The 25,047-nt window shown below is 71.3% G+C and carries 22 protein-coding genes; 1 reads left to right on the plus strand and 21 read right to left on the minus strand.

Translation table 11 applies throughout. From position 1 onward, the window contains the following. Positions 1 to 24 precede the first annotated feature (24 nt). The 21 genes from gmk to ACGH48_RS10920 form a co-directional block, all read right to left on the minus strand. Positions 25 to 957 (minus strand): guanylate kinase, encoded by a 933-nt coding sequence (gene gmk, locus ACGH48_RS10820; protein ID WP_123312453.1) that lies wholly within the window; start codon positions 955 to 957, stop codon positions 25 to 27. Beyond that, entirely contained in the window at positions 954 to 1,838 is an 885-nt protein-coding gene (gene pyrF, locus ACGH48_RS10825; RefSeq protein WP_260233019.1) for an orotidine-5'-phosphate decarboxylase, read from the minus strand. Before pyrF ends, gmk begins: the two co-directional genes overlap by 4 nt. After that, on the minus strand, positions 1,835 to 5,128 hold the full coding sequence (gene carB / locus ACGH48_RS10830) for a carbamoyl-phosphate synthase large subunit (RefSeq protein ID WP_396288566.1): 3,294 nt from the start codon (positions 5,126 to 5,128) through the stop codon (positions 1,835 to 1,837). The genes pyrF and carB overlap by 4 nt, the downstream gene beginning before the upstream one ends. Next, positions 5,128 to 6,327 (minus strand): glutamine-hydrolyzing carbamoyl-phosphate synthase small subunit, encoded by a 1,200-nt coding sequence (carA, locus tag ACGH48_RS10835; protein ID WP_396288568.1) that lies wholly within the window; start codon positions 6,325 to 6,327, stop codon positions 5,128 to 5,130. Before carA ends, carB begins: the two co-directional genes overlap by 1 nt. Further along, positions 6,324 to 6,887, minus strand: a complete 564-nt coding sequence (locus tag ACGH48_RS10840) for a hypothetical protein (RefSeq protein ID WP_123312447.1) — start codon at positions 6,885 to 6,887, stop codon at positions 6,324 to 6,326. Before ACGH48_RS10840 ends, carA begins: the two co-directional genes overlap by 4 nt. Continuing rightward, complete coding sequence (locus ACGH48_RS10845) at positions 6,884 to 8,242, minus strand: dihydroorotase (protein WP_123312445.1); 1,359 nt, start codon at positions 8,240 to 8,242, stop codon at positions 6,884 to 6,886. The genes ACGH48_RS10840 and ACGH48_RS10845 overlap by 4 nt, the downstream gene beginning before the upstream one ends. Beyond that, on the minus strand, positions 8,239 to 9,213 hold the full coding sequence (locus tag ACGH48_RS10850) for an aspartate carbamoyltransferase catalytic subunit (protein WP_222657812.1): 975 nt from the start codon (positions 9,211 to 9,213) through the stop codon (positions 8,239 to 8,241). The genes ACGH48_RS10845 and ACGH48_RS10850 overlap by 4 nt, the downstream gene beginning before the upstream one ends. Next, positions 9,213 to 9,812: a bifunctional pyr operon transcriptional regulator/uracil phosphoribosyltransferase PyrR gene (gene pyrR / locus ACGH48_RS10855; RefSeq protein ID WP_123312441.1), complete on the minus strand. Its 600-nt coding sequence runs from the start codon at positions 9,810 to 9,812 to the stop codon at positions 9,213 to 9,215. Before pyrR ends, ACGH48_RS10850 begins: the two co-directional genes overlap by 1 nt. A gap of 24 nt (positions 9,813 to 9,836) precedes the next feature. Then, complete coding sequence (gene nusB, locus ACGH48_RS10860) at positions 9,837 to 10,289, minus strand: transcription antitermination factor NusB (RefSeq protein WP_027465744.1); 453 nt, start codon at positions 10,287 to 10,289, stop codon at positions 9,837 to 9,839. 11 nt (positions 10,290 to 10,300) lie between these two features. After that, positions 10,301 to 10,864 (minus strand): elongation factor P, encoded by a 564-nt coding sequence (efp, locus tag ACGH48_RS10865; protein WP_111083909.1) that lies wholly within the window; start codon positions 10,862 to 10,864, stop codon positions 10,301 to 10,303. 91 nt (positions 10,865 to 10,955) lie between these two features. Further along, positions 10,956 to 12,647, minus strand: a complete 1,692-nt coding sequence (locus tag ACGH48_RS10870) for an ABC1 kinase family protein (protein WP_396288572.1) — start codon at positions 12,645 to 12,647, stop codon at positions 10,956 to 10,958. Between the two features lie 297 nt (positions 12,648 to 12,944). Then, the gene (locus ACGH48_RS10875; protein ID WP_396288574.1) at positions 12,945 to 13,559 is read right to left on the minus strand and encodes a deaminase; all 615 of its coding nucleotides are present in this window, start codon (positions 13,557 to 13,559) and stop codon (positions 12,945 to 12,947) included. 117 nt (positions 13,560 to 13,676) lie between these two features. Beyond that, positions 13,677 to 14,774 carry a 3-dehydroquinate synthase gene (gene aroB, locus ACGH48_RS10880; RefSeq protein WP_185021339.1) on the minus strand — a complete coding sequence of 366 codons (1,098 nt, stop codon included), beginning with the start codon at positions 14,772 to 14,774 and terminating at the stop codon, positions 13,677 to 13,679. After that, entirely contained in the window at positions 14,771 to 15,307 is a 537-nt protein-coding gene (locus ACGH48_RS10885; RefSeq protein WP_396291121.1) for a shikimate kinase, read from the minus strand. Before ACGH48_RS10885 ends, aroB begins: the two co-directional genes overlap by 4 nt. Before the next feature lie 77 nt (positions 15,308 to 15,384). Beyond that, complete coding sequence (gene aroC, locus ACGH48_RS10890) at positions 15,385 to 16,605, minus strand: chorismate synthase (protein ID WP_123312434.1); 1,221 nt, start codon at positions 16,603 to 16,605, stop codon at positions 15,385 to 15,387. Positions 16,606 to 16,648: 43 nt separating this feature from the next. Continuing rightward, the gene (mltG, locus tag ACGH48_RS10895) at positions 16,649 to 18,235 is read right to left on the minus strand and encodes an endolytic transglycosylase MltG (RefSeq protein ID WP_396288577.1); all 1,587 of its coding nucleotides are present in this window, start codon (positions 18,233 to 18,235) and stop codon (positions 16,649 to 16,651) included. Between the two features lie 89 nt (positions 18,236 to 18,324). Beyond that, entirely contained in the window at positions 18,325 to 18,768 is a 444-nt protein-coding gene (gene ruvX, locus ACGH48_RS10900; RefSeq protein WP_396291122.1) for a Holliday junction resolvase RuvX, read from the minus strand. 8 nt (positions 18,769 to 18,776) lie between these two features. Continuing rightward, on the minus strand, positions 18,777 to 21,434 hold the full coding sequence (alaS, locus tag ACGH48_RS10905; protein WP_396288579.1) for an alanine--tRNA ligase: 2,658 nt from the start codon (positions 21,432 to 21,434) through the stop codon (positions 18,777 to 18,779). Positions 21,435 to 21,514: 80 nt separating this feature from the next. Beyond that, complete coding sequence (locus ACGH48_RS10910; RefSeq protein WP_111083901.1) at positions 21,515 to 21,697, minus strand: hypothetical protein; 183 nt, start codon at positions 21,695 to 21,697, stop codon at positions 21,515 to 21,517. A gap of 132 nt (positions 21,698 to 21,829) precedes the next feature. Further along, entirely contained in the window at positions 21,830 to 22,459 is a 630-nt protein-coding gene (rpsD, locus tag ACGH48_RS10915; RefSeq protein ID WP_111083900.1) for a 30S ribosomal protein S4, read from the minus strand. A 223-nt stretch (positions 22,460 to 22,682) separates the two neighbouring features. Further along, on the minus strand, positions 22,683 to 24,056 hold the full coding sequence (locus ACGH48_RS10920; protein ID WP_396288581.1) for a replication-associated recombination protein A: 1,374 nt from the start codon (positions 24,054 to 24,056) through the stop codon (positions 22,683 to 22,685). 108 nt (positions 24,057 to 24,164) lie between these two features. Between ACGH48_RS10920 and ACGH48_RS10925 the strand changes: the two genes are divergently transcribed. After that, positions 24,165 to 24,977 carry a peptidylprolyl isomerase gene (locus ACGH48_RS10925; protein WP_396288583.1) on the plus strand — a complete coding sequence of 271 codons (813 nt, stop codon included), beginning with the start codon at positions 24,165 to 24,167 and terminating at the stop codon, positions 24,975 to 24,977. The last annotated feature ends 70 nt before the right edge of the window (positions 24,978 to 25,047 follow it).

The raw sequence follows: 25,047 nt of genomic DNA on the forward strand, positions 1-25,047 counted from the left end.
GTCTCCTCGTCGTCGGTGCACCCGTCAGGGCGCAGAGAACAAGTCTACGACCTGTCGTGCCGCGGTGCCGACATCGGAGTTCACGATGCGGACGTCGAACTCGTCCTGGGCGGCCAGTTCGACCTTCGCGGTGTCGAGTCGACGCGCCTGTTCTTCGGGCGACTCGGTACCGCGGCCGATCAGCCGGCGCACCAGTTCTTCCCACGTCGGGGGCAGCAGGAACACGAGGACGGCCTCGGGCATGGCGTCACGGACCTGACGAGCACCCTGCAGGTCGATCTCGAGCATGACCCGCTCGCCGGCGTCGAGCGCGCGGTCGATCGGCGGCCGCGGGGTGCCGTACCGGTAGGAGTTGTGCACCGTGGCCCACTCGAGCAGCTCGCGTTCGCGGATCATCCGGTCGAACTCGGCGTCGTCGACGAAGTAGTAGTGCACGCCGTCGACCTCGCCCGGACGGGGCTTGCGGGTCGTGGCGGAGACGCTGAGGTTGACGTCGGGGTACTGCTCGCGGATGTACGCGCTCACCGTGCCCTTGCCGACGGCCGTCGGTCCGGCGAGCACCACGAGCTTCGACGCACCGCGCTTGCGACCGCGGGCGGCGAGCCAGTCGGCCAGGGCCGTGCGCTGCCTGCTGCCGAGTCCCCCGAGACGCTTCGAGGGCGCGATGCGCAGCGTGCCCATGATCGACTCGGCGCGTGCCGGGCCGATGCCGGGCAGGCTGACGAGCAGGTCCCGGACCCGGAGCGAGCGTTCCGCCGAGGTCGTCTCGACCAGGGCGTCGTCCCACGCCGAGCGTGCGACCTCGAGCGCCGACCGCTCCTCCGACGCGATCGCGGCCTTCACCGCGGCTCGGGCGCGTCGCGCGGCGACCGCGGCCTGGGCGGCCGCGACACGGTCGACCTCCGGTGGGGTGCGGTGGGCGGGCTGGTCGCCGCGGTCCGTGCCGTCAGCGGTCATGCCGCTGCTCCGAGTGCGGCGACGATGCGGTCCGCGCGGTCGGCGACGAGCGCTGCGACCCCGTCCGGACCGTCGGTCAGCAGACCCCGCGACTCGCTCACGAGCACCTGCTCGGCACGCGAGCCGTACAGCGCGCGGAGGTCCTCGATCCGGGCCCCCTGGGCACCGAAGCCCGGGGCGAGCACCGGTGCGGTGCCGATCGCGTCCGCGTCGATGCCGAAGTCGTCGAGGTGAAGGGTCGCGCCGAGCACGAGCCCGACGTCGCCCAGGGCCTGGTCGCCCACGGATCGGTTGTCGTCTGCCACGTCCAAGACGATACCGGCCGCGACCGTCCGGCCGGTACGCGGTCCCTCCGCCAGCACCGCGGTCTGCAGCACCCGGGCCTCGGGGTTGCTCGTCGCGGCGAGCACGAAGACCCCGGCACCGTTCCGGCGCGCGACGTCGATCGTGCCGCGGAGCGAGCCGTACCCCAGGTACGGCGAGACCGTCATGGCGTCGGCCGCGAACGGCCCGTCACGGTCCAGCCACGCCAGCGCGTAGTCGTCACCGGTGGTCCCGATGTCGCCCCGCTTGACGTCGGCGACGACCAGGAGGCCCGCATCGCGTGCCCGACGGATCGTCGCGTCGAGCGCACGGTAGCCCGCCACCCCGGCCGCCTCGAAGAAGGCGATCTGCGGCTTCACGATCGCCGCGCGGCCGGCGGCCGCGTCGACCAGGGCCGCGCCGAAGGCGGTCAGGCCCTGCTCGTCGCGGCCGAGCCCCCACGCCGCCAGGGTGGTGGCGTGGGGGTCGATGCCGACGCAGAGCGGTGAACGCTCGCCCATCGCGGACGCGAGCCGATCGCCGAAGGAGGCCGGGCCTCCCGACCGTCCGTCGCTCACCAGGTCGCGCGCTCCCGCGCGTAGTCCTGCAGACTGCGGACGTTGAGCGGCGTGCCGATCGTCTCGATCGCCGCGACCGCCGCACCGATCTGCGCGATCGTCGTGAACAGCGGCTTGTCCGCGGCGACCGTGGCCGCGCGGATCTCGTACCCGTCCGCACGACCGGCGGCACCCGACGGCGTGTTGATGACGATGTCGACCTCGTTGCGCGTCAGCAGGTCGACGACGCTCTCGCCGCCCTGGCTGTACTTGCCGACGATGCCGACCTCGATGCCGTTGCGACGGAGGATCTCCGCCGTGCCCTCGGTCGCGATGATCGTGAAGCCGAGCTGTTGCAGGCGGTGCACCGGCAGCACGATGGCGCGCTTGTCGGTGTCCGCGACGCTCACGAAGACCGTGCCGCTGGTCGGCAGGCCGCCGTACGCGGCATCCTGCGACTTGAGGAACGCCCGCGGGAAGTCACGGTCGATGCCCATGACCTCGCCGGTGGAGCGCATCTCGGGGCTGAGCACCGAGTCGACGACCTGCCCCTCGCGGGTGCGGAAGCGGCGGAAGGGCAGCACGGCCTCCTTCACGGCGACCGGGGCCTCCATCGGGACGAACGCACCGTCGCGGGCCGGCAGCATGCCCTCGGCGACGAGCTCGTCGACGCTGGTGCCGGTCATGATGCGGGACGCGGCCTTCGCCAGCGGGATGCCGAGCGCCTTCGAGACGAACGGGACCGTGCGGCTGGCGCGCGGGTTCGCCTCGAGGACGTAGAGCACACCGGCACCGATGGCGAACTGGACGTTGAGCAACCCCTGCACGCCGATGCCGCGGGCGATCTTCTCGGTCGCGTCGACGACGCCCTGGATCTCGGCGCGGCCGAGGCCGACCGGGGGCAGGGTGCACGCGGAGTCGCCGGAGTGGATGCCCGCTTCTTCCAGGTGCTCCATGATGCCGCCGATGTAGAGCCGCTCGCCGTCGAAGAGCGCGTCGACGTCGATCTCCACCGCGTCGTCCAGGAACCGGTCGACGAGGAGCGGGAGCTCCGGGCCGATGATCGCCTGGTCGGCCATCCGGTCGAAGTAGTCGGCGAGCGACGGGGAGTCGTACAGGATCTCCATGCCGCGGCCGCCGAGCACGAAGGACGGGCGGACGAGGACCGGGTAGCCGATCTCCTCGGCGACCGCGGTCGCGCTCGCCAGGTCGTGGGCGGTGCCGTTGCGCGGTGCGAGCAGCCCCGCGGCGTCGAGGATGGCGGAGAACTGCCCGCGCTCCTCGGCCGAGTCGATCGCCGTCGGGCTGGTCCCGAGGATCGGGATCCCCGCGGCCTCGAGCGGCTTCGCCAGTCCCAGGGCGGTCTGGCCGCCGAGCTGCACGACGACGCCGACCAGCTCACCCGATGCCGCCTCGGCCTCGATGACCTCGAGGACGTCCTCGGCCGTGAGCGGCTCGAAGTACAGGCGGTCCGAGGTGTCGTAGTCGGTGGAGACCGTCTCGGGGTTGCAGTTGATCATGATCGTCTCGAACCCGGCGTCGCTCAGCGCGAAGGACGCGTGCACGCACGAGTAGTCGAACTCGACGCCCTGGCCGATGCGGTTCGGGCCGGACCCCAGGATGACGACCTTCCTGCGGTCGCTCGCGGCCACCTCGGTCTCGGCGTCGTACGACGAGTAGTGGTACGGCGTCAGGGCCGGGAACTCGCCGGCACAGGTGTCGACGGTCTTGAAGACGGGGCGGATGCCGAGGGCGTGCCGCTCGTCGCGGACCTGCTGCTCGCTGACGGGGTGCTCGGGGGTGCTGCGGAGCGCCGCGATCTGGGTGTCGCTGAAGCCGTGCTCCTTGGCCCAGCGGACGGTGTCCGCGTCGAGCTCCTCGGCGGCCGCGACCTCGGCCGCGACCTCGTTGATGAGCACGATCTGGTCGATGAACCACGGGTCGATCTTCGTGGCCTCGAAGACCTCGTCCGCGGTGGCGCCGGCGACCAGGGCCTGCTGCACCGTGACGATCCGGCCGTCGGTGGGGACGGACGACTTCGCGAGCAGGGCGTCCTTGTCGAGTTCCGCCGCCGGGGTGTCCCAGTGGAAGCTCGAGCCGCGCTTCTCGAGCGACCGCAGCGACTTCTGCAGTGCCGTCGCGTAGTTGCGGCCGATGGCCATCGCTTCGCCGACGCTCTTCATCGTCGTGGTGAGCGTGGCGTCCGCCGCGGGGAACTTCTCGAACGCGAAGCGCGGGGTCTTCACGACGACGTAGTCGAGCGTCGGCTCGAAGCTGGCCGGCGTGACCTTCGTGATGTCGTTCTGGATCTCGTCCAGGCGGTACCCGATGGCGAGCTTCGCGGCGATCTTCGCGATCGGGAAGCCCGTGGCCTTCGACGCCAGGGCCGACGAGCGGGAGACACGCGGGTTCATCTCGATGACGATCAGGCGGCCGTTCGACGGGTCGACGGCGAACTGGATGTTGCAGCCACCGGTGTCGACGCCGACGCGACGGATGATGTCGATGCCGATGTTGCGCATGTTCTGGTACTCGCGGTCGGTGAGCGTGAGCGCCGGGGCGACGGTGATCGAGTCGCCGGTGTGGACGCCCACCGGGTCGACGTTCTCGATCGAGCAGATGACGACGGTGTTGTCGTAGTTGTCGCGCATCAGCTCGAGCTCGTACTCCTTCCAGCCGAGGATCGACTCCTCGAGCAGGACCTCGGTCGTCGGGCTGGACTGCAGCCCGTCACCGACGAAGCGGACGAGTTCGGCCTCGTCGTACGCGAAGCCCGAACCGAGACCGCCCATGGTGAACGAGGGGCGGACGACCAGCGGGTAGCCGAGGTCCTTCGCGAACTCCTTCGCCTCTTCCAGCGTGTGGGCGATGTGGCTGCGGGCCACGTCGGCACCGGACTCGAGCACGAGCTCCTTGAAGAGCTGGCGGTCCTCACCGCGCTGGATGGCCTCGACCTTGGCGCCGATGAGCTCGACGCCGTGCTTTGCGAGGATGCCGGCCTCGTCGAGCGCGATCGCCGCGTTCAGGGCGGTCTGGCCGCCCAACGTCGGCAGGACGGCGTCCGGCTTCTCGATGCGGATGATCTCCTCGAGGCACGCGTTCGTGATCGGCTCGATGTAGGTCGCGTCGGCGAAGTCGGGGTCGGTCATGATCGTCGCCGGGTTCGGGTTGACGAGGATGACCCGGACGCCCTCGGCACGGAGGACGCGGCACGCCTGGGTGCCGGAGTAGTCGAACTCGGCGGCCTGACCGATGACGATCGGGCCGGACCCGATGACGAGGACGGAGTTGATGTCTGCGCGCTTGGGCATCAGTTCGCTTCCTTGGTGATGTCTGCTGCGGGAGTGGTCGCGTCGGCGGTGGCCGCGTCGAGCGGCTCCCCGTCACGTCGCGCGCGCACCAGGTCCGCGAACCGGTCGAAGAGGTACATGCTGTCGTGCGGACCAGCGGCGGCCTCGGGGTGGTACTGCACGCTGAACGCGGGGACGTCGAGCGCACGCAGGCCCTCGACCACGTCGTCGTTCAGCGAGTAGTGCGAGACCTCGACGCGGCCGAACCCGGCCGGCGACTCGAGCACCTGGCCCAGGGGCGCGTCGACCGCGAAGCCGTGGTTCTGGCTCGTGATCTCGACCTTGCCCGTGGTGGTGTCGAGCACCGGCTGGTTGATGCCGCGGTGACCGAAGGGCAACTTGTAGGTGCCGAAGCCGAGCGCGCGGCCGAGCAGCTGGTTGCCGAAGCAGATGCCGAAGAACGGGCGCCCGGTCCGCAGGCTCCCCTGCAGCAGTTCGACCTGGGCGTCCGACGCGGCCGGGTCCCCTGGGCCGTTCGAGTAGAAGAGCGCGTCCGGTGCCAGGGCTTCCAGGTCGGCGGCGCTGATGTCCTGCGGCACCACGTGCACCTCGAACCCGCGCTGGGCGAGGTAGCGGGTGGTCGATGCCTTCACGCCCAGGTCGAGCACGGCCAGTCGGCCGATCTGCTCGCCCTCGGCCGGCACCACGTACGTCTCGGGGGTGGACACGATCGCCGAGAAGCTCGCACCCGCCATCGTGGCCTGCGACCGGACGGCGTCCAGCTGCTCCGACTCCGGCAGCGCCGCGTCGGCACCGCTGAAGACGCCGCCCTTCATGGCCCCGGCGTCGCGGATCCGGCGCGTCAGGGCGCGGGTGTCGATCCCGGAGATGCCGACGATGCCGTCGCGCACCAGGTGGTCGTCGAGCGACGCGTTCGCGCGGTGGTTCGACACCACGCGGCTGGGGTCGCGCACCACGTACCCGGCGACCCAGATGCGACGGGACTCGGGGTCCTCGTCGTTCACACCGGTGTTGCCGATGTGCGGCGCGGTCTGCACCACGATCTGGCCGGCGTAGGAGGGGTCGGTCAGCGTCTCCTGGTACCCGGTCATGCCGGTCGCGAAGACCACCTCGCCGAGCGTGCGCCCACGGGCGCCGTAGGCCCAGCCGTCGTACCGGGTGCCGTCTTCGAGGACCAGGACGGCCCGTTCGCGTGTCATGCTTTCTTCCCTTCGCCCGCGGTTCGCGGGGCATCGGCCGCAGTCGCCTGCGGCCCGGTCTCGGTCAGTCCCTGCAGGGCGAGCAGCGCGGCTGCGTCGCCCTCCGGGAACCGGAAGTACGTGTCGAGGTCCGTCGCACCTGCGGCGCCGGTCGCCGTCCATCGCAGACGGACCAGTCCCCCGGGTTCGACCACGCGGTCGATCGCCCACGTCGAGCGGTCGGCACCGCGGACCGCAGCACGTGCGATCCACCGGTCGTCCGCACCGGCGAGTCGCAGGACCACACCGGTCTCGTGGACGGTCACGCCACCGCGGCCCCGGAACCCGAGTCCGCCGGCGGTGATGCGTTCCAGCGGCTGGTCGGCGCGGGTCGTCGCGACGGAGAAGCCGTCCCAGGACCCGGCCGCCGGTCCGACCGTGGTCGGGACGGGGACGGGAGGCACGGCTTCCGCCTGCTTCCTGGTCCGCGTCCGCCAGGTGCGCGCCATGGCGACGAACAGCGCGGCGACCGCGAGCAGGATCACCCCGCCGAGCAGCCAGCGCGCGGCGTCGCCGCTCATGCGCGCGCCCCCGTCCGGAGCGCCGCGGCGTGCGCGGCCACGGTGTCGGCGTCCACCAGGCGGCCGTCGAGCACCGTCGGCGCGCCCAGGTGGAACGTCGCGACGACCCGGCCGGGCAGGGTCATGCCGAGGTACGGCGAGTTCTGCGACTGTCCGGCGAGGTCGGCGACCGCGAACTCGCGGCTGGCCGACGGGTCGTAGAGCGTGACCTCGGCGGGCGCGCCCTCGGCGAGTCGCTGGCCGTGGCCCTCCACCTGGCCGATGCGGGCGGGCGCCTCGGACAGGACCCGTGCGACGTCGGCCCAGTCCAGCTGGCCCGACGCGACGACGGCGGACTGCACGACGCTGAGCGCCGACTCGAGGCCGACCATGCCGTTCGCCGCCGCCGGCCACTCGCAGCACTTCGCCTCGGCGGTGTGCGGTGCGTGGTCGGTCGCGACGATGTCGATGGTGCCGTCGGCCAGGGCCGCGCGCAGGGCGTCGACGTCCTCGCGTGCCCGGAGCGGCGGGTTCACCTTGTAGCGGGCGTCGTACCCGGGGGCGCCGTCGTGCCCGGCGATCAGGTCCTCGGTGAGCACGAGGTGGTGCGGCGTGACCTCGGCGGTGACGTCGATGCCGCGGGACTTGGCCCAGCGGATCACCTCGACGCTGCCGGCGGTCGACACGTGGCAGACGTGCAGTCGTGCGCCCACGTGGTCGGCGAGCAGGACGTCACGGGCGATGATCGCTTCCTCCGCCACGGCCGGCCAACCAGCGAGCCCGAGCTCCGACGACAGCCGGCCCTCGTTCATCTGCGCGCCGATGGTCAGGCGGGGTTCCTGCGCGTGCTGCGCGAGCACACCGCCGAAGCCCTTGATGTACTCGAGCGCGCGGCGCATGAGCAGCGGGTCGGCGACGCAGGAACCGTCGTCCGAGAACACCCGGACCTTCGCCCGCGAAGTCGCCATGGCACCGATCTCGGACAGGTGCGTGCCCTGCAGCCCCTGCGACACCGCGCCGATCGGGCGGACGGTGACGTAGCCGGCGTCGTCGCCGAGCGCCTGGACCTGCTCGACGACACCGGCGGTGTCGGCGACCGGGCTCGAGTTCGCCATCGCGTTCACGGCAGTGAAGCCCCCGGCCGCGGCGGCGCGCGAACCCGTCAGGACCGTCTCGGACTCCTCGTGCCCGGGCTCGCGCAGGTGGGTGTGCAGGTCGACGAGGCCGGGCAGGGCGATGAGCCCGTCGGCGTCGACGACCGTCGCGCCGCCCGCGTCCACACCGGACCCGACCGCCGTGATGCGGCCGTCCTGCAGACGGATGTCGGCGCGCGAGCCGTCGACCAGCTGCGCGCCGCGGATCAGGTGAGCGGTCATGCGGCTGACTCCTTCGCTTCGGTGGTGGTCGCGTCACTGCCGGTCAGGGCCAGGTAGAGGACCGCCATGCGGACCGAGACGCCGTTCTCGACCTGCTCGACCACCGTCGAGCGCGGGTCGTCGGCCGCGATGCCGGCGATCTCCAGCCCGCGGTTCATCGGACCGGGGTGCATGATCAGCGTGCGCTCCGACAGCCGCGCGAACCGTGCAGCCGTCAGGCCCCAGTGCCGCGTGTACTCGCGCGGGTTCGGGAAGAACGCGTCGTTCATCCGCTCCTGCTGGATGCGGAGCGTCATCACGACGTCCGGGTCCTCGGCCAGGGCGGCGTCGAGGTCGTGGTGCACGGCCGCCCCGAACGGCGTCGTCGTCGCGGGCAGCAGCGTCGGCGGCGCGGCGAAGGTCACGCTCGCCCCGAGGGTCCGGAGCAGCCACGCGTTCGACCGGGCGACGCGGCTGTGCAGCACGTCGCCGACGATCAGGACCCGGACACCGTCGAGGCCCTGTCCGCGCGACCCCGCACCGTGCAGGCGGCGGCGCATGGTGAAGGCGTCCAGCAGCGCCTGCGTCGGGTGCTCGTGCGTCCCGTCGCCGGCGTTCACCACGGGGACGTCGATCCAGTCGGCGTCGGCGAGCACGCGCGGGGCACCGGACGAGCCGTGCCGCATCACGATCCCGTCGATGCCCATGGCGCCGAGGGTCTGCACGGTGTCCTTCAGGGACTCGCCCTTGGAGACGCTCGAGCCCTTGGCCGCGAAGTTGATGACGTCGGCCGACAGGCGCTTCGCTGCCGCTTCGAACGAGATGCGCGTGCGCGTCGAGTCCTCGAAGAACAGGTTCACGACGGTCTTGCCACGCAGCGCCGGGAGCTTCCGGACCTCGCGCGTGTTGACCTCGGCCATCTCCTCGGCGACGTCGAGGATGTGCACGGCCTGGTCGCGCGACAGGTCGGCGGTGGAGAGCAGGTGCCGCATCACGCCACCCCCTGCTCGATGAACACGGTGTCGTCGCCGTCGGTCTCGGACAGGTGCAGGGTGACCCGCTCGTCGGACGCGGTCGGCAGGTTCTTGCCGACGTGGTCGGCGCGGATCGGCAGCTCGCGGTGGCCACGGTCGACGAGCACGGCGAGCCGGACGGCACGCGGTCGGCCGATCCCCTGCAGGGCGTCGAGCGCTGCCCGGACCGTGCGGCCCGAGTACAGGACGTCGTCGACGAGCACGACGACCTTGCCGTCGATGCCGCCGGCGGGGATGACGGTGCGGTGCGGTGCGCGGCCGATGCCGTGGCCGAGGTCGTCGCGGTGCATCGTGACGTCGAGCGTGCCGACACGCTCGGTCCCGATGCCACCGGCGGCCGAGGCCCACTCCGGCTCGATGTCGGCCAGGATCCGGCCGAGCCGCTCCGCCAGGACCGCGCCGCGGGTCGGGATCCCCAGGAGCACGAGGTCCGAGCCGCCGTGGTTGGCCTCGAGGATCTCGTGTGCGATGCGCGTCAGAGCGCGCGTGATGTCGGGTTGCTGCAGGACCGTTCTGGTACCCACGTCGACCCCCTTCCCCGCCTCACTGGACGGCATTAAAGGATGCTGACGGGGACAAGCCTAGCGGGACTCCTGGTCCCCTGCGACCGTCCGACCGGACGGTGCACGGCCGCCGGCGACGGCTCCGAGGACACCGTTCACGAAGCCCGCGGAGTCCTCGGTCGAGAGCGACTGGGCGAGCTCGACGGCCTCGGCGATCGCGACGGCGTCGGGCACCTCCGGGTTGAACCGGAGCTCCCAGACGGCCATCCGCAGGATGCAGCGGTCGAGGACCGGCATCCGGGCGATCGACCACCCCTGGGCGTGGTCGACGATGACGGAGTCGATCTCGTGACGGGCGTCGTCGACGCCCGTCACGATCTGCCGCGCGTAGTCCCAGCTCGAGGCGCGCTCGGGCTGGTCCAGGTGGCGGACCGTCTCGGTGGCCAGGACGTCCGCGATCGGGAGCTCACGCACCTCGGCCACGTACAGCATGTCGAGGGCGCGCTTACGGGCCTTCGAACGAGCACTCATACGGGCGTCGCCTAGGAGTTGACGCGGCCGAGGAAGCTGCCGTCGCGCGTGTCGATCTTCACCGTGGTGCCGCTCTCGAGGTAGAGCGGGACCTGGATGCGGTGACCGGTCGCGATGATGGTCGCGTCCTTGGTGCCACCGGAGGAACGGTCGCCCTGCAGGCCCGGCTCGGTCTCGACCTCGGTCACGATCGACGTCGGCAGCTCGACGTAGAGCGGGTTGCCCTCGTTCATCGCGATGGTGACCATCGCGGACTCGAGCAGGTAGTTCTTCGCGTCGCCGACGACCGTCGCCGAGACCGGGATCTGGTCGTAGGTGTCGGTGTCCATGAACACGTACGAGTCGCCGTCCTCGTAGAGGAACTGGTAGTCACGGCGGTCGACCACCGCGGTGTCGATCTTCGCGCCGGCGTTGAAGGTGCGGTCGACGACCTTGCCGGAGACGACGTTCTTCAGCTTGGTGCGGACGAACGCGCCACCCTTGCCGGGCTTGACGTGCTGGAACTCCACGACCGACCACAGCTGGCCGTCGATGATGAGAACGGCGCCGTTCTTGATGTCAGTGGTACTGGCCATGAGTCTTCGGTGTCCCGTTCGGTCGTGTTGTGAAAGGTCTTCGGGCCGCGCTCGGCCCCGGACGAGTGTAGCGGACGCCCGCCCGTCGCCATCAGCGTCGCCGTCGGGCGCGCCAGGCGTCGATCGCCGCCCAGCCGAGCAGCACCACGGCCGCTCCCCCGAGCAGGGCTCCGGCGACCACGGTCGAGATCGCCGCGTCGGGTCGGGCGGGCAGCGCCAGGTACACGATCGCCAGGACGCCGGCACCGGCTCCGAGCAGCACGAGCAGGATGCGCCGGACCATGCCGGACACGAGCTCCCGGTCGCGGCGGTCCGCGAACAGCCGGATGTTCACGGTGAACTTGCCGGTCTCGATCGCCTCGCCGATCCGGTCGACCCGGCGCGGCAGCCGTCGTGCCGCGGAGACGACACCGATGAGTTCCTTGGCCGCGAGGTCGCGGAGCTTGCCGGGGCGCAACTGGTCCGTGATCTGCTCACGGGCGAGCCCGCGGGACTCCTCGAGCAGGTCGAACGACGGTGCGAGCGTCCGGAGGGTGCCCTCGAAGATCGCCAGGGCCCGCGCGGCGGCGACGAAGTCCGGCGGCGGCTTGAGCCGGTAGCGCCCGAAGACCTCGACCGCATCGTCCACGGTCTCGACCCCGATGCGGGCACCCGGTCCGAGCTCGTCGGCGACGAAGCGCGCGATGTCCCGACGGAAGTCGGGCTCGTCGTGCGCGTCGCGCACCGGTGCCATCCGCAGGACCGCATCGGCGATCCGCGACGTGTCGTCCTGCAGGTAGGCGACCAGCAGGTCCTGGACCGTGTCCCTGAGGGTCGGGTCGAGCCTCCCGACCGATCCGAAGTCGATCAACGCGGGCCGCCCGTCGGGCAGCACCAGGACGTTCCCCGGGTGCAGGTCGGCGTGGTACAGGCCGTCGAAGACGACCTGGCGCAGGAACGCGCGCAGGATCGCGCGCATCGGGCCGTCCAGGTCGCGGTCCGCGCGCTCGGCGCGGATCGCGCTGAGCGTGTCGCCCTCCAGGAACTCCATCACGAGCACGCGGCGTCCGGACAGCTCGGGGTACGGGTCCGGGAACCGGACCTCGTCAGGCCGGGCGCTGCGTGCCTGCGCCGCGCGCAGGGCGGTGAGGTTCCGCAGCTCGGAGACGAAGTCGACCTGGCGGACCAGGTCGTCGGCGTACTGCGCGGCCACGTCCTGCACGCCGACCTGCCGGGCCTCGGTCGACCACCGCGCCAGGAAGCGGACGACGCGGAGCGCGATGTCGACGTCACGGCGCACCGCGGCGTCGATCCCCGGCCGCTGCACCTTGACCGCGACCGCGGTGCCGTCGGGCAGGCGGGCGCGGTGGACCTGGGCGATCGAGGCCGCCGCGACGGGCACCGGGTCGAAGGACGCGAACACCTGGTCGACCGGGGCGCCGAGTTCCCGTTCGAGCAGGGCGAGCACCTGGTCGGCGGGAGCGGCGGTGACGTTGCGCTGCAGGTGCGCGAGCCCCTCGGTCCACTCCTCGGGGAGCAGGTCGTCGCGCGTGGACAGCAGTTGCCCCATCTTCACGAACCCGCCGCCGGCCTCCTCGAGCGCACGCCGCAGGTGCTCGGCCTGGCTTCTGCGCAGGTCGGAGGTGGCGGGGTCGTGCGAGAAGTCGAGGCGGCGGAACGGCACGAGGCGGTGGCGCCGGGCGATCGACAGGAGTTCGGTGAACCGGCGGCCGCGGGACCGGAGGGTGCCGGTGTCGGCCTCCTGCGAGCCGGACAGGTCGCTCAGGCGGGGTGGGTTGGGCACGTCGCCAGTCTGCTCCCCGCTGCTGGGTCCGCCAGGTGGACTCGTCCTCCTGCACAGGCCGGGAGGCGCGGTCCGGCATCCACAGATCGGCTCGCGTGTCTCGTCGGGTCGCGCCCACTGCCGCAGGCTCTCCCCGTGGAGACAGCACGGATCGCGGCGTGCATCGCCGCCGGCGCGGCGATCGTGGCGGCGGTCGTCAGCTGGTTCGGGGCGTTCCAGGGCCGGCGGACGACCGATCGTCGATGCAGGTCAAGTGGTGGTGGCGACGGACGCGGCGGGTGTCGCGCTGACGCCGGGTCAGGCGCCGCTCCCGTTGTAGCGCGCGGTGACGCCGGACTCGACCAGGTCGCGGTAGCGCTCGAGTGCGGCCTCGGCACCCGTGTCGTGCTCCTGGTGCACGTCGATGCCCCGCGCCACGAGCTGCTCGCGCCAGTCCCCCGGCACCGGTCCCTCGTCGAAGCCCGTGATGCGCTCGACCGTGGCACCGTCCGCGGCGAACTCCAGCGCCGAGACGCCCGACCACAGCAGCGCGCCGAGGCACATCACGCACGGTTGGGCGTTCACGACCAGCACACGCCGGTGCCCGACGTCGCGGCCCAGGTTCCAGGCGCCCGTCCGAGCCTGTGCGAGTCCGAGGGTGACGACCTCGGCATGCATCGACGACACGTTCGCGTGCAGCACGAGGTTCACCCCGAGCGCGACGACCGCACCCGCGTCCTCGTCGACGACGGCCGCGGCGAACGGGCCGCCGGTGCCCTCCTCGACGTTCCGTTCGGCGAGGGCGTTGACGAGCGCGAACCGTTCCGCTCGGGTGCCGAGGTACTCCGGTGCAGCGGCCTGCGCGTCGCGGAGCCAGTCGGGGACGCCGACACGGAGTTCGATCGGGAACGGGGCGAGGGCTGCACGGGACATGCGGTGACGCTAGCGGCGCATCGTTTCGACGGTGTTTCCCGATCGAGACGATGCCGGAACACCGCGCCCTGAGAATCGTGCACCACCGGCCCGAGCCGGGAGGAGACCGCGGAAGTACTAGACGCCGACCTCTTGGTACGCGGTGAAGAGCAGGTGGTCCTCCGGCCCCTCGAGGACCACCGGCTTGCCGACCCCGTCGAGGATGATGAACCGGAGCATGCCGGCACGGGCCTTCTTGTCGCGACGCATCGCGGCGAGGAGGCCCTGCCACCGGCCGATCCCGTACGACGTCGGCAGGTCCAGGGAGTCCAGGATCGCCCGGTGCCGGTCCACGGTCGCGTCGTCGAGGTGCCCCGTCAGACGTGCGAGCTCCGCGGCGAACACCATGCCGACCGACACCGCCGCGCCGTGGCGCCACTGGTACCGCTCCGCGTGCTCGATGGCGTGTCCGAGCGTGTGGCCGTAGTTCAGGATCTCGCGACGACCCTGCTCGGTGAAGTCGTCCGACACGACCTCGGCCTTCAGGGCGATGGCGAGTTCGACCACCCGGCGGAACTCCGGCGTCGTCGGGTCCGTGACGCGGTCGACGTCCGCCTCGACGATGTCGAGGATCTCCGGCACGGCGATGAACCCGGCCTTCACGATCTCGGCGAAACCGGTCAGGATCTCGTTGCGCGGCAGGGTCCGGACGAGGTCGAGGTCGGCCACGACCGCGCGGGGGGCGGAGAAGGCGCCGACCAGGTTCTTGCCCTCGTTCGTGTTGATGCCGGTCTTCCCGCCCACGCTGGCGTCCACCATGCCGAGCACGCTCGTCGGCACCGCCACGTACGGCACGCCCCGCAGCCAGGTCGCGGCGACGAAGCCGGCCAGGTCGGTGACGGCGCCGCCGCCGAGGCCGATGACCGCGTCGGTGCGGGTGAAGTCGGACTGGCCCATGATCTGCCAGCAGAACGACGCGACCTCGATGCGCTTGGCGCCCTCGGCGTCGGGGACCTCGGCGATGAGGGCTTCGAGGCCGGCGTCGACGAGCAGGTCGCGCAGGTCGTTCGCCCGCGCGCCGAGGGTCGGGGCGTGCACGATCAGGACCTTGGCGACGCGAGGGCCGAGGATCGCGGGGAGCGAGCCGAGCAGGCCCGAGCCGACCGCCACCACGTAGCCGTCGTCACCGCCGACGCGGATCTCGGTGGTCCCTGCGGGCAGGATCGGGTCGGTCACGGTGCTCCTTCGGTGGTGGTGCTGGTGTCGTCGCTGCTGTCGCTGCTGTCGCTGCTGTCGCTGCGCAGCCAGGTGACGACCTCGTCGACCACCCGGGACATCGGACGGCGCGAGGTGTCGACCACGACGTGCGCGAGTTCGGCGTAGGTCGCCGCACGCTCGTCCATGATCGTCTGCCAGGCGTCGATGCCGCCGTTCGCGAGCAGGGGCCGGTCCGAGCCGGCGATCCGCTCGGCGACGGCCTCGGGCGAGACGGTGAGCAGGACGATGCGGGCACCGGTCAGTGCCTCACGGGTGTCGGCGTGCGTCACCGCTCCGCCGCCGACGGCGATGACGCCCCCGGTGCCGAGTGCGGTGCGGACCGCGTCGGCCTCGAGGGCGCGGAAGGCGGGTTCACCGCGGTCCGCGAAGATGCCGGGGATGGGCCCGTGCTCGCGGACGATGACCCGGTCGGTGTCGGTGAACGGCACGCCCAGCGCCTTGGCGACGCGCTTGCCGACGCTGGACTTGCCGGCGCCCATCGGGCCGATCACGACGACGGGCGCAGCCGGACCCCGCGCGGCGCCGCCGGACGGGACGTCGCCGGACGCGGCACCGCCGCCGCGCGCGGTCACGACGCGTCGGCCGGTGCCGCCGGCTCCGTCCGACGGGTGCGGAGCGTCTCCGGGATCGACGCGAGGTAGGCGTCGAGGTTGCGCTTGGTCTCGACGACGTTGTCGCCGCCGAACTTCTCGAGCACGGCGTCGGCGAGCACGAGGGCCACCATCGCCTCGGCCACGACGCCGGCGGCCGGGACCGCGCAGACGTCGGAACGCTGGTGGTGCGCCGAGGCGTCCTCGCCCGAGACGACGTCGACGGTGTGCAGCGCGTGCGGCACGGTCGCGATCGGCTTCATGCCGGCACGGACGCGCAGGACGGTCCCCGTGGACATGCCGCCCTCGGTGCCGCCGGCCCGGTCGCTCGTGCGGTAGATCTCGCCGTCTTCACGGTAGAGCTCGTCGTGAGCGGCGGAGCCGCGACGACCGGCGGTCGCGAAGCCGTCGCCGACCTCGACGCCCTTGATCGCCTGGATGCCCATGATGGCGGCGGCCAGGCGCGCGTCGAGCCGTCGGTCCCACTGCACGTGCGAGCCGAGCCCGGGCGGGACGCCGTAGAACAGCACCTCGACGACGCCACCCAGGGTGTCCCCGTCCTTCTTCGCGGCCTCGACCTCGGTCACCATGCGGGCCGAGGTGTCCGCGTCGAAGCACCGCAACTGGTCGTCGTCGAGACGGTCGACGTCGTCGGGCAGCGGCAGGTCGGTGCCGTCGGGCACACGGACCGTACCGACCTGCAGGGTGTGCGCCACCGACCGCATGCCGAGTTCAGCGAGGAAGGACTTGGCGACCGCCCCGAGTGCGACGCGGGCCGCGGTCTCACGGGCGCTCGCGCGCTCGAGGATCGGGCGGGCTTCGTCGAAGCCGTACTTCTGCATGCCGACCAGGTCGGCGTGGCCCGGTCGGGGGCGCGTCAGCGGGGCGCTGCGGCCGCGCGACATCTCGGTGGACTCGACGGGTTCGGGGTTCATGACCTCGACCCACTTCGGCCACTCGGTGTTGCCGATCCGGATCGCGATCGGGCTGCCGAGCGAGTACCCGTGCCGGACACCGCCGGACACGTGCAGCTCGTCCTGTTCGAACTTCATGCGCGAGCCACGACCGTAGCCGAGCTTGCGGCGCGCGAGATCGGTACGGATGGACTCGAACGACACCGGGACACCCGCGGGCAGGCCCTCGAGCATCGCGATCAGTTCGGGTCCGTGGGACTCACCAGCAGTCAACCAACGAAGCATGCTGCAATCCTCCCACAGCGCACCGACGTGCGACGTCGCCGGTCTACTGGTAGTCGGGGTGCGCCCGGAGCCACGCCTGGAACTGGTCCACGGCGACGAGGTGCTGGTCGTAGGTGTCCGAGAACACCGTCTCGCCGGTCTCCAGGTTCACCGTCACGAAGTAGAGCCACTTGCCCGGCGCCTCGTTCGTGACTGCCTTGATCGCGATGTCACCGGGGTTCGAGATCGGTGCCGGCGGCAGTCCGTCGTGCACGTAGGTGTTGTACGGGTTCGACTCGTCGGCGCGCTCGGCGTCCGTCGTCGTCACGGTGTGCGTGTTGCCCGTGCCGTAGGCGACCGTGGCGTCGGACTGCAGGCGCATGCCCTGGTCGAGCCGGTTCTGGAACACCCGCGCGACCTTCGGGTAGTCGGCTGCCAGGCCGGCTTCCTTCTGCACGAGCGACGCGAACACGATGACGCGCTCCTGGTCGGCCTCCTTGACGCCCGCGGCCGCCAGGTGCTCCTTCATGGTGTCGACCATCGACGCAAAGTACTGCTCCGCGCTCCAGCCCGGGTTGATCGGGTACGTCGCGGGGAACAGCCAGCCCTCGAGCGTCGTCACGCCGGACGGCAGGTCGTACGCGGACAGGTTCTTCGCGGCCTTCGCGACCTCGGTCTTCGTCAGGCCGGCCTTCGAGACCATGCCGGCTTCGATGTCCGCCAGCGCGGTGCCCTCGGGGATCACGATCGAGGCCTGCACGCGGTTGTCCTCGTCCTGCAGCGCCGCCAGCGCCGACTTCGAGCTCATCTGCTTCTTCAGCGAGTACGAGCCCGGCTGGAACTGGACGTCGGGCGAGGCCAGCAGCAGCTTGTAGAAGACCTTCGAGTCCTTCACGACGCCGCTGCGCTGCAGCGTCGCGGCGACGTTCTCGCCGATGTCGCCCTGCTTGATGGTGATGGTGACCTTCGCCTTGCCGGTCCCGGTGTAGTCGTCCGGCTCGCTCGACCCGCTGACCGCGGCGACGATCTGCTGGATCTTCGGCGCGGCGAACGCGTACGCGCTCACCCCGCCCGCCACGACCACCGCGACGATCACGATGCCGGCGATGAGCGGCCCGCGCCGGCGCTTCGGGCGCGGTTCGCGCGGCGGCCTGGAGGCTCCACCGCGTCCGCCACGCCCGCCGCGGCCGCCGCCTCCCGCGGCTCCACCGCCGCCGGTGCGCCCGGCGTCGTCGGGACGGTCGGGCCCGTCGGACCCGGCTCCGCCGGCCGTGGGAGCTGACGGCACCTCGCCGGTCAGGAGCGCGGCGACCTCGGGGTGGAGTCCGGGGGCCGCCTGCTGCTGTGGAGCGGGCTCCGGAGACGACTGCTCGCGCGGAGCGGTCGAGTCGGTGTCGACGCGGTCGTCCGGAGTGACGGGCCCGTCGGGCGTCGGGTCGGGCTCGGTCCCCGCGGCGGCGGCGTCGCGACGAGCACGTTCCGCTTCGAGTGCGCGGGCCTCGCGGCGGGACAGCGGACGGTCCGGCTGCGGGGCCACCCGCACGGAGTCGTCACGGTCATCGGTACCTGCTGCGCGGTCGGAAGTCGTCTTCCGCCGCTCGGCTTCGTTGCCGGGCGCGATGATCGCGTTCCAGTCCAGATCGTCTGCCAACGGTTCTCGGTCTCTCGGTCGGGAACTCCGCCTGGGCACCGTCGTCCTCGGGTGACGGAAGGGCAGCCGGGTCGCGGCGGGTCGCCCTGTCAGGGAAGCGTGGTGCCCGGAGGGGCACCGGCACTGCGTTCGTGGTCGAGCGCGTGTTGCAGAATGATAACAGCGGCCGCTTGGTCGATCACGGAGCGCGACTTCTTCGTGTTCTTGCCGGCCTGGTGCAGACCACGCTGGGCGGTCACGGTGGACAGCCGCTCGTCGACCAGCCGGACCGGACGGTGCTCGGCGATCCGGGCCGCGAACGCCCGAGCGTCGTCCGTGGACGGTGTGTCGCCGCCGGACATCGACAAGGGCAGTCCGACGACGAGCTCGAGGGCGTCGTACTCGTCGGCGATCTCGAGGATCCGCCGCAGGTCGGACGAGTCGTCACGAGGCACGGTCTCGACCGGCGTCGCCAGCAACCCGTCGCGGTCGCACACGGCGATCCCGATCCGGGCGCGGCCGACGTCCACGCCGAGCCGCCGCCCGGACCGGATCGCCACGATCAGCCCGCGATCCGGGCGGTCACGGCACGGAGCGCGGCCGGGAGCGCGGCCGGGTCGGTCCCGCCACCCTGCGCCAGGTCCGGCTTGCCGCCGCCACCACCACCGAGCACGCCGGCGGCCTCCTTGGCGAGCGGACCCGCCTGGACACCGGCGGAGCGCGCCGCGTCGTTGGTCGCCACGATGACGATCGGCTTCCCGCTCACCACGGCGCCGAGCACGACGACGGCAGCACCGTCACCGAGCTGCGCGCGCACACCGGTCGCCAGCGAGCGCAGGTCGTCGCCGGACTGCAGGCCGTCGACGGTCTCGGCGACGACCGTGGTCGACCCGACGGTCGTCGCGGTGCGGGCGATCGACGGAACCCGCTGCTGCAAGTTCGCCGACTCGTACTCGGCGATCTTCTTCTGCGCGGTCCGGAGGTCCTCCATGAGCGACTGCACGCGCGTGGGCAGGTCGGCACGGGGCGCCTTCAAGGCGCTGGAGAGCTGCGAGACGATGGTCCGCTCGACCGCGAGGTCGCGGAAGCCCTCGAGCCCGACGAGCGCCTCGACACGGCGGTTGGTCGAACCGACGCTCGACTCCCCCACCAGGTTGACGAGGCCGATCTGGGCGCTCGACGCGACGTGCGTGCCACCGCAGAGCTCGCGGGACCACGGTCCGCCGATGTCGACCATGCGGACCTCGGCGCCGTACTTCTCGCCGAAGAGCGCCTGTGCGCCGAGTGCCTTCGCCTCGTCGATCGGCATGATGCGGGTCGAGACCTCGAGGTCGGTGCGGATCGCGGTGTTGACGACCTCCTCGATCTCCGAACGGGTCGCGAGCGAGATCGGCTGCGACCACGAGAAGTCGAGGCGCATGTACCCGGACTTGTTGTACGAGCCCGCCTGCAGTGCCTCGGGGCCGAGGATGTCGCGGAGCGCGGCGTTCACCAGGTGCGTCGCGGAGTGCGCCTGCGTGGCGCCGCGGCGGTACTCGGCGTCGACGACGGTACTCGCCGCGTCGCCCACGCCGACCTCACCGGAGCGGACCTGGACGGTGTGGCTCCAGAGGCCGGCGACGGGACGCTGGACGTCGAGGACCTCGAGGTCGAAGCCGTTGCCGACGATCGATCCCTGGTCGGCGTCCTGCCCGCCGGACTCGGCGTACAGCGACGTCTCGCCGAGGATGACCTCGGCGATGTCGCCCGCCACGGCACGGTCCACGCTGACGCCCCCGACGATGATGCCGAGCACGTTCGTCTCGGCCTCGAGCGCGTCGTAGCCGAGGAAGACCGTCTCGCCCTTCGCCCGGAACGCGCTGTACACGCTCAGGTCGGCGATCGCGGTCTTCTTGCTCTTCGCGTCGGCCTTCGCCCGGGCACGCTGCTCGGACATCAGGGTCTCGAACGCGGTCCGGTCGACGTGGACACCGGCCTCCTCGGCCATCTCCATCGTCAGGTCGATCGGGAACCCGAAGGTGTCGTGCAGCAGGAACGCGGTGTCCCCGCCGATGGACGGTGCACCGTCCTGCTTCGCGCGCTCGACGGCGACGTCGAGGATCGTCGTGCCCTGCGCGAGCGTGCGGAGGAACGTCTCCTCTTCCGCGTAGGCGATCCGCGCGATGCGGTCGTAGTCGGAGGCGACCTCGGGGTAGGCGTCGCGCATCGCGTCGCGGGACGCCGGGAACAGCTCCGGGAAGGTCGCGGTCTCGACGCCGAGCAGGCGCATCGCACGGACCGTGCGGCGCAGCAGACGACGCAGGATGTACCCGCGGCCCTCGTTCGACGGGCTCACGCCGTCGGCGATGAGCATGAGCGCGGAGCGCACGTGGTCCGCGATGACCCGCATGCGGACGTCGTCCTCGTGCACGGCGCCGTAGCGGCGGCCGGAGATCTCGGACGCGCGGTCGAGGACCGGGCGGACCTGGTCGATCTCGTACATGTTGTCGACGCCCTGCTTGATGAAGGCGACGCGCTCGAGCCCCATGCCGGTGTCGATGTTCTTGTTCGGCAGCTCGCCGGTGATCTCGAAGTCGTACTTCGAGCGGACGTCCGCGATCTGGTACTGCATGAACACGAGGTTCCAGATCTCGACGTACCGGTCGTCGTCGGTGGCCGGGCCGCCGTCGATGCCGTACTCGGGCCCGCGGTCGAAGAAGATCTCCGAGCAGGGTCCTGCGGGTCCGGGCTGGCCGGTGGACCAGTAGTTCGTGTCCTTGCCGAGGCGCTGGATGCGCTCTTCGGGCAGGGAGGAGTGCTGCTTCCAGAACGCGATCGCCTCGTCGTCGTCCTCGTAGACCGTCACCCAGAGGTCGTCGGGCGAGAAGCCGAGTCCACCGTCGGACTCGGGGTTCGTCAGGAACTCCCAGGCGAACTGGATCGCCTGCTCCTTGAAGTAGTCGCCGAACGAGAAGTTGCCGTTCATCTGGAAGAACGTGCCGTGGCGAGGGGTCTTGCCGACCTCTTCGATGTCGTTCGTGCGGATGCACTTCTGGACGCTCGTGGCACGGGGGTACGGCGCGGGGACGAGCCCGGTCAGGTACGGGATGAACGGCACCATACCGGCGACCGTGAAGAGGAGCGACGGGTCGTCGGAGACGAGGGACGCGGACGGGACGACGGTGTGGCCGCGGTCACCGAAGTACTGGAGCCAACGGCGGCGGATCTCTGCGGTCTGCATGGTGCTTCCTGGGTTCAGCTCGGGGGTGGGAGGTGGAGGCGGGACGACGGTGCGGCCGGACCGCGGTGGAGCTCGACGACTCAGACGTCGGTGCGGAGCTCGGCCCCGCGGGACCGGTACCCGTCGGCGACCGCGCCCGTGAAGGCCTTCGTGCTCGCGTCGACGACGGCGAAGAGCCGTGCGCCTCCGGGGGTCCTGGCGACCTGGTGCGCCACGGCGAACCCGATGACGACGCCGACCGCTACGAAGAACAGCTGCTTCACGGTGCCTCTCCCTCTGTGCACCCTGGCGGTGCATGCCCGGACAAGCTTAGTCGCCGGGCACTTCGGGGCCGGAACGCCGAACGGCGGGCCGTCCTCGAGAGGACGACCCGCCGTTCGGGTGTGATCAGTGGATCAGCGAGCTGCGTAGTACTCGACGACGAGCTGCACTTCACAGGTCACGGGGACCTCGGCGCGCTTCGGGCGACGCACGAGGCGGGCCTGGAGCTTGTCGATCTCGACCTCGAGGTAACCCGGGACCTTCGGCAGGACTTCCTGGTGGCCACCGGCAGCGGCGACCTGGAAGGGCTCCATCGACTCGGACTTCGGCTTGACGTGGATCAGCTGGCCCTCCTTGACTCGGAAGGAGGGGCGGTCCACGAGCTTGCCGTCGACCAGCAGGTGACGGTGCACGATCAGCTGACGGGCCTGCGCGGTGGTGCGGGCAAAACCGGCACGGACCACGAGGGCGTCGAGGCGCTGCTCGAGGAGCTCGACCAGGTTCTCACCGGTCAGGCCCTTCGTCTTGCGGGCCTCTTCGAAGACGATGCGGAGCTGCTTCTCGCGGATGCCGTACTGGGCGCGCAGACGCTGCTTCTCTCGGAGGCGGACGGCGTAGTCGCTGTCCGCACGACGGCGCGTACGGCCGTGCTCACCGGGGCCGTAGGGGCGCTTCTCGAGGTAACGGGCCGCCTTCGGCGTCAGCGGGATGCCGAGTGCGCGCGACAGGCGGGTCTTGCTGCGGGTACGTGACTTGGTAGACACAGGGTCCTTTTCTCTGTTCGAACTGAATACTCACCGGAGGCCGGGCACGCGAGTGCCAGTGGCCCCGACGACGGGATCCAGAGGGATGAGCCTGTGGGATCGGACGGCTACAGTCCGAACCTCTGCCCCCGTACCACCGGAGTGGCACTCTGTCCTCGACGCAGCCGTGCTCGAGGACCAGGACGTAGGCCCGGCAATGCTAGCAGGAAGTCGACGTGCCGTCCTACTGCCCGCGGGTGATCTTCCGGAGTCGTTCGAGCCGCGGACCGACCTCGCGCTCGTAGCCGTTCGCCGTCGGGGTGTAGTACTCGGTGCCCTCGAGCGCATCGGGCAGGTACTGCTGCTCGGCGACCCCGTGCTCGGCGTCGTGCGAGTAGACGTACCCCTTGCCGTGGCCGAGTCGCTTGGCCCCGGCGTAGTGCGCGTCGCGCAGGTGCATCGGCACGGTGCCCATCCGGCCGGCCTTGACGTCCGCCATCGCCGCGTTCACGCCGTTGTAGGCGGCGTTCGACTTCGGCGCGGTCGCCAGGTACACCACTGCCTCGGCCAGGGGGATGCGCCCCTCGGGCATCCCGATGAGCTGCACGGCCTGCGCCGCCGCGACGGCGATGGGGAGCGCCTGCGGGTCGGCCATGCCGATGTCCTCGGACGCCGAGATGATGATCCGGCGCGCGATGAACCGCGAGTCCTCGCCCGCCTCGATCATCCGCGCGAGGTAGTGCAGTGCTGCGTCGACGTCGCTCCCCCGCACCGACTTGATGAAGGCGCTGATGACGTCGTAGTGCTCGTCGCCCTGTCGGTCGTACCGCAGCAGCGCACGGTCGACGGCTGCGGCGACGGTGTCCGCGTCGACAACCGGCACGGTGTCGTCCTCGTCGTCCTGGGCCGCGGTGGCCGACGCCGCAGCGGCCTCGAGCGCGGTGAGGGCGCGTCGGGCGTCACCCGAGGCCAACCGGACGATGGCCCCGCGTGCTTCGTCACCGAGGACGACCGCACCACCGAGACCGCGTGGGTCCTCCACCGCACGGTCGACGAGCATGCCGAGGTCGGCGTCGGTGAGCGGCTTGAGCGTCAGGAGCAGGGACCGGGACAGGAGCGGGGAGATGACCGAGAACGACGGGTTCTCGGTGGTGGCCGCGATGAGGATCACCCACCCGTTCTCGACACCGGGCAGCAGGGCGTCCTGCTGGGCCTTGCTGAACCGGTGGATCTCGTCGAGGAACAGCACCGTCGTGGAGCCGTAGAGGTCGCGGTGGGTGAGGGCCTTCTCCATGACCTCGCGCACGTCCTTGACGCCGGCGGTCACCGCGGAGAGCTCGACGAACTCGCGCCCCGACTGGCGGGCGATGGCCTGCGCCAACGTCGTCTTGCCGGTGCCGGGAGGACCCCAGAGGATGACCGAGACGCCACCCGGGTTGTCGCGGGTGCCGGTGGCGAGCTGCACGAGCGGTGAACCGCGACCGAGCAGGTGCTGCTGGCCCGCGACCTCGTCGAGACTGGTGGGGCGCATCCGGACCGCGAGCGGGACGGAACCCTGCGCGAGCCCGGCGCGACCGCCCGTCGTGGGCGCACGCATGCTCGAACGGTCCGCTGCCATGCAGCAATCGTAGGCCGACCCACTGACAGCCACGCGCCTCCCGGGCCGTTGACGGTGACGACTCGGATACGCTCGTCGCACACTGCGACGAGAGGGCAGAACAGCACCGTGGCACCGAAGAACCCAGCGCGCGACAACCGCGAGGCGCGCGAGCGCCTCCGCCTCTACCAGGCCCGCCAGGGGCTCCACGACCGGCAGCGCCGCCGGCGGGTGCGCGACAACCTGGTCGGCGCCGGTGCGCTCGTGCTGGTCGCCGCGCTGGCCACCGGGTCGCAGCTCGCCTTCGCGGGCTCGCAGGGGAACGGATCGGCCGACGCCAGTGCGAGCGCCACGGCCACACCGACGCCCTCGGCGAGTGCCACGGCGGCCAACACGGGCGACGTGCCGAGCAAGGAGATCGCGAAGGGCGCGACCTGGACGGGGTCGCTGACGCTCAACGGGTCGATCGACCTCGGCATCGAGCTCGACGGCGCGAAGGCGCCGCAGGCGGCGAGCGTCGAGATCTCGTTGATCAAGGAGCAGTTCTACAACGGCACCACCTGCCACCGGCTGGCCGACAGTGACGGGCTGAAGTTCCTGCAGTGCGGTTCGGCGAACGGCGACGGCACGGGCGACGCCGGGTTCGAGTACGGTCCGCTCGAGAACGTGCCGGAGGACGGCGTCTACGACGAGGGCACCATCGCGATCGCGCGGTCGAGCTCGCCGTACTCGCAGTCGACGCAGTTCTTCATCGTCTACGGCGACACCACGCTCGACGGCTCCACCGGCGGCTACACGGTCGTCGGGAAGGTCACGAGCGGCCTGTCCGAACTCGAGTCGAAGATCGCGGACAAGGGCATCGCGTCGCCCGGTGACGACGGCACCGGCGAGCCGAAGGTGGCGACGAAGATCACCGACGCGACCATCGCGCAGGAGAAGTAGTCCACAAGCCGACGCTCACAGCGGGCCGCGGAGCCCGTCCGTGCAATAGGCTGACGACCTGACCGTGCCG

Source organism: Curtobacterium pomorum, from assembly GCF_044497295.1.
In the GTDB taxonomy this organism is placed as follows: Bacteria; Actinomycetota; Actinomycetes; order Actinomycetales; family Microbacteriaceae; genus Curtobacterium.